This is a genomic window from Roseomonas sp. E05, assembly GCF_030063475.1.
Lineage (GTDB): Bacteria > Pseudomonadota > Alphaproteobacteria > Acetobacterales > Acetobacteraceae > Pseudoroseomonas.
Genome location: NZ_JASIRT010000087.1, coordinates 1 through 1,429, shown reverse-complemented (window position 1 = coordinate 1,429; position 1,429 = coordinate 1). Strand labels below are relative to the sequence as shown.

The 1,429-nt window shown below is 65.9% G+C and carries 1 protein-coding gene and 1 pseudogene; one reads left to right on the top strand and one right to left on the bottom strand.

Annotated features, from left to right (window positions below; translation table 11 throughout):
* The first annotated feature begins 187 nt into the window (after positions 1-187).
* Positions 188-412 (top strand): hypothetical protein, encoded by a 225-nt coding sequence (locus QMO56_RS26760; protein WP_283530688.1) that lies wholly within the window; start codon positions 188-190, stop codon positions 410-412.
* A gap of 71 nt (positions 413-483) precedes the next feature.
* Here QMO56_RS26760 and QMO56_RS26755 read toward each other — a convergent pair.
* Positions 484-1,256: pseudogene (locus QMO56_RS26755) on the bottom strand (IS5 family transposase); the annotation flags it as partial.
* Between the last annotated feature and the right edge of the window lie 173 nt (positions 1,257-1,429).

Sequence of the window (1,429 nt, the reverse complement as noted above, 5' to 3'; positions counted from 1 at the left end):
GCTCCTGCTACCGTCGTAAGAGGAGTTTGCGAGTGCTGCCGTCGTCGTGCTGTCCGTCATGCCAGCCAATTCGGCGAACCAGCACCATCAACTCAAGGCCAGGCTCGGCTGACGCTTACTCCTCATCGCCGTCCGCGCGGACACTGGCGCCCCCGCACGGAGGCGGCTGACCGGACGACGGGGGCCCATGCCGGGCCTGCTTCGCTGCGTCATCAGCCTGACGGCAGCAGGCCAAGACCTGCTGCGGCGCCGCCAAGCCGCTTCCGCAGGCGCGCAGCAACCGATCGGGCAGCCGCCGCTTGAGGAGGCGCCGGTCAGCCTGGCCACCATGCGCGAGGGCTGGCGGGTGGTGGAAGATGAGGTGACACGGCGGAAGTGGTCCGGATCTGATGTTAGTATTTCGGCGGATTGAGGCGCTTGGGCTTGGTGGTCCAGGTCCAGCGTTACAGCGCCTTTCAAAACCGCTCCTGAAGTGCGTTGGAGGCAGATGAAGGAGCAGGCGAGCGCGGTAAGAGCATGGCGTATGTCGTGCTTGCGCTCGTAGCGGATGGCGAGGCGTCGGAAGCGGTTGACCCATGCGAATGTGCGCTCTCGATGACCCACCGATGCTTGCCCAGCCTCTGGCTGCTCTCGATGCCACGGCGTGCGATCCGATGTTTGATCCCGCGCCGGAGGCAAGCGCGGCAGCGGCGATGATCATAGGCCTGTCAGTGTGCAACTTGTCCGGCCTTCGGCGGGGTCGCCCAGGTTTCCCTGCAACAGGGGCACGGCGTCGAGCAGGTCCTTGAAGGGCTTGCTGTCGTGGGTGTTGGCGCAGCTCAGCAGAAAAGCGAGTGGGATGCCGCGCCGGTCGGTCAGGAGGTGGCGCTTGGTGCCTGCCTTGCCGCGGTCCGTCGGGTTCGGCCCGGTTCCGGCACCCCCCTTTTCGCCGCGATGGACGCGCTGTCTACGCAGGCACGGGTCCAGTCGATGCGGTCGGCCTGGCGCAGGCGGCGCAGCAATTTCCGCTGCAGCCTGTCCCACACATCAGCCTCCTACCAGTCGCGCAGCCACCGCCAGCAGGTGACGCCGGATCCGTAGCCCATCTCCCGCGGCAGCATCTCCCAGGGGATGCCGGAGCGCAGCACGAAGAGGATGCCGTTCAAGGCAGCCCGGAAGGACACCGCTGGTCGCCCGCCATTCAGCTTGGGCCGCTCGGGTGGCAACAGCGGTTCAATGGCCGACCAAAGGTCATCCGAGATCAAGGGCTTCGCCATGCCCTTCAGATCGCCCAGCACTACCGCTTTTCCAGGTTTTGAAAGGCGCTGTAATACTACAGTTGCTGTTTACGGCGTGATCTGAGGTGGGCCACACGTGCGGCGGCCTGATGCTGCCGCCGCCAGAAGGACCACTCGAGCAGCAGTTCGCGTATGGGGGCGACGGCGAGCAC